This window comes from Dermacoccus sp. UBA1591, from assembly GCF_002322065.1.
Taxonomy (GTDB): Bacteria; Actinomycetota; Actinomycetes; order Actinomycetales; family Dermatophilaceae; genus Dermacoccus; species Dermacoccus nishinomiyaensis.
Genome location: NZ_DCNR01000064.1, coordinates 1 through 280, shown reverse-complemented (window position 1 = coordinate 280; position 280 = coordinate 1). Strand labels below are relative to the sequence as shown.

Sequence of the window (280 nt, the reverse complement as noted above, 5' to 3'; positions counted from 1 at the left end):
CGCAACCCCGCCTCACCTGCGTCGTCGAGGTCCCTGATGCGACATACCTGCACCCGGAGGTCGCCGACGCCGGCATCACCGTCGTGCAGCGCGGCACGAATGCGTCCGGTTCGGCCGCCGTCGCGGCACTCGTAGACCTCGACGTCGACGATGCCGACTACGCGTGGGTGTGTGCGGAGGGCAGCGCGGTGGCCGCGATCAAGCGTCACCTGACGAAAGAGCGCGGCCTGGCGCGGCGCGCCATCACGGCGAGTGGCTTCTGGTCGGTGGGCCGTCCGCG

The 280-nt window shown here is 71.4% G+C and carries 1 protein-coding gene; it reads left to right on the top strand.

Annotation, left to right across the window (positions count from 1 at the left end; genetic code table 11):
• Positions 1–280: SIP domain-containing protein (locus B2284_RS06950; protein ID WP_286697325.1), on the top strand; the 280-nt coding region annotated here is incomplete at both ends.